The organism is Deltaproteobacteria bacterium (genome assembly GCA_009930495.1).
Taxonomy (GTDB): domain Bacteria; phylum Desulfobacterota; class Desulfovibrionia; order Desulfovibrionales; family Desulfomicrobiaceae; genus Desulfomicrobium.
Genome location: RZYB01000287.1, coordinates 1 through 2,357, shown reverse-complemented (window position 1 = coordinate 2,357; position 2,357 = coordinate 1). Strand labels below are relative to the sequence as shown.

The window sequence follows — 2,357 nt, the reverse complement described above, 5'->3', positions numbered from 1 at the left end:
GCGGCCCTGGCCTATCAGGTGGCCAAGGAAATCTGCTCCATGAGCGCGGTTCTGCATGGCCGGGTGGACGCCATCATCCTCACTGGCGGGCTGATGCACGACCAGAACCTGACCCAACTGATCACGGAGCGGATCGAATTTCTTGGCAGGGTTTTGGTCTATCCGGGCGAGGACGAAATGCGCGCCCTGTGCGAAGCCGCCCAACGCGCCCTGGAAGGCGAGGAGCCCGTGCTTCAGTATCCGGCCTGAACACTTCCAGCGCGATGCGACCACTGAAACTCATGGCCATTTTGGGCGCGGACGACCTCTGGCGGAAGTTCAAGAGGGTGCATTCCGAAAAAGACTGTTCGAAAAATACCGGGCACAGCCGGCCAAACCGGGTCGGGATGCTCGGTACAACGGGGGATTCATGAACTTTGGAATCGTGATTATTGTCGTCATCCTCGGCGGGATACTCGGGTATTTCTGGGTCATTGGCTCGCGTCCGGGCAATTTGCGCGTGCCACCGCGATCCTGATGCCCGAAGTCTCTCCCGGGTGGAGGGACCGGCGTGGGAAAAATCGGAAAAACGAACACGGAATCCGACCGGAAATAAACTGCCCGACGGCAAAAAAAAACCCTGCCGAAGCAGGGTTGGAGTAGCTCAGATAGACGCGACTACCATCTGGGCCGACGTTCACGCTCGGGGCGGGGACGGGCTTCGTTGACCTTCAGGGAACGTCCGCCGTAATCAGCGCCGTCCAAAGCGGCAATGGCCTCGTCGGCGCCACTTTCCATTTCAACGAACCCAAAGCCGCGGGCTCTGCCTGTTTCGCGGTCGGAAATCAGTTTAACATTCGCGACCTGGCCGTACGTGGCAAACAGATTTTCCACATCCTGCTCGGTGGCACTCCAGGGCAGATTTCCGACATAAATGTTCTTCGACATGATACAATAGTCTCCTGTAAAAAAACTAAACAATCCAGGTTGAGTCCCCCATCGGATCTGTCGCGCCTTTGGGTCCAAACCCTTCCCGTCTCCACACTCCGCGCATCAACCGACCTTCGATTGATACATGGTTTTGGCGATTACGTATTTATCGGGCAAGAGGCAAGTTTTTCTTTCAAAAACCCGGCACGTTCTTTCCCTCTTTCCAGGGCGGACATTTCTTTTTATCTCTCTGTCCAACAACAACCGAGACGCATCCACTTGTTGAACATAACGATATTTATTACCGGATAACCCATGTCGCGGACCTCGCCCACGGGCATCATCTTCGCCATCAAGCGCTATGCCCTGCACGATGGGCCAGATCTGAGAACAACGGTGTTTCTGAAGGGCTGCCCCCTGTCCTGCCGGTGGTGCCACAATCCCGAAGGCATGCGCTTCGGGACGGAAATCCACACCGTGCCGGGCAAATGCGTGGGCTGCGGCGACTGCGTCCCGGCCTGCCCGCAGAACGCGCTTCGGGTAGATGGAGTGGGCATTGTCCGCGACCACTCGGAGTGCATGATCTGCGGAACCTGCGCCGAAATCTGCCCGTCCCTGGCCCATGAATGCATCGGACAGCGTCGGACCGTGAACAGCGTGATCGCCGAAATCGCCAAAGATGCCCCGTTCTTTGAAGGCACCAACGGCGGCGTGACCTTTTCCGGGGGCGAGCCCCTGGCCCAGCCGGAATTCCTGGAAGCCCTGCTGCGGGCATGCGGCGCCCGGGGCTGGCACCGGGCCGTGGACACCAGCGGTTTGGCGGCTTGGGACGTGCTGACGCGAATCGCGCCGCACACGGACCTGTTCCTGTTCGACCTCAAACACATGGACACCGCCAAACACCGCACAGCCACGGGCGTGGACAACGCCCTCATCCTCGACAATGCCCGGCGCCTCGCCCATGCGGGCGTAGTCATCCGCTTCCGTCTGCCCCTGATTCCGGGCATCAATGATGACGACGATAATATCGAGGCCACGGGCCGCTTCGCCACGTCCCTGCCGGGGGTCGCCAACATTGACGTTCTGCCCTACCACGCCACGGCCAGAGGCAAATACCAAAAGCTCGGGCTCCCCTACCCCGGAGACGCCATCCCCCCATCAGACCCGGCCCTCGTGAACAGGGCCGTCCAACGCCTGCAAGCCCGCGGCCTTTCGGTCCGCGTCGGAGGATAGATGAACGCTCGCATCGCCCGTCTGCGCCAGGAAAGCTTCGAGGCCGTGCCGGCCATTTCCATCGAACGCGCCCTGCTCGAAACGGCCTTCTACACGGAAAATTACGGCAAACACTCCCTGCCCGTGCTCCGCGCCCTGGTCTTCAAGGACCTGTGCGCAAAAAAAACGATCTGGCTGGGCGAGGGCGAACTCATTGTCGGCGAGCGCGGCCCGGC

At 60.1% G+C, this 2,357-nt stretch carries 4 protein-coding genes; 3 read left to right on the top strand and 1 reads right to left on the bottom strand.

The window, feature by feature from the left end; translation table 11 throughout:
* Positions 1-249: butyrate kinase (locus tag EOL86_13860; protein NCD26660.1), on the top strand; the 249-nt coding region annotated here is incomplete at its 5' end.
* A 408-nt stretch (positions 250-657) separates the two neighbouring features.
* On the opposite strand, the gene EOL86_13855 is transcribed toward EOL86_13860, so the two are convergent.
* On the bottom strand, positions 658-927 hold the full coding sequence (locus EOL86_13855; GenBank protein NCD26659.1) for an RNA-binding protein: 270 nt from the start codon (positions 925-927) through the stop codon (positions 658-660).
* A gap of 297 nt (positions 928-1,224) precedes the next feature.
* Here EOL86_13855 and EOL86_13850 point away from each other — a divergent pair, with 297 nt between their 5' ends.
* On the top strand, positions 1,225-2,142 hold the full coding sequence (locus EOL86_13850) for a glycyl-radical enzyme activating protein (protein NCD26658.1): 918 nt from the start codon (positions 1,225-1,227) through the stop codon (positions 2,140-2,142).
* Positions 2,143-2,357: hypothetical protein (locus EOL86_13845; GenBank protein NCD26657.1), on the top strand; the 215-nt coding region annotated here is incomplete at its 3' end.

Bases quoted from the DNA above. Each gene is read 5' to 3' on its own strand.
- EOL86_13850 (NCD26658.1), top strand. From the start codon at position 1,225: ATGTCGCGGACCTCGCCCACGGGCATCATCTTCGCCATCAAGCGCTAT.
- EOL86_13855 (NCD26659.1), bottom strand. From the start codon at position 927: ATGTCGAAGAACATTTATGTCGGAAATCTGCCCTGGAGTGCCACCGAG.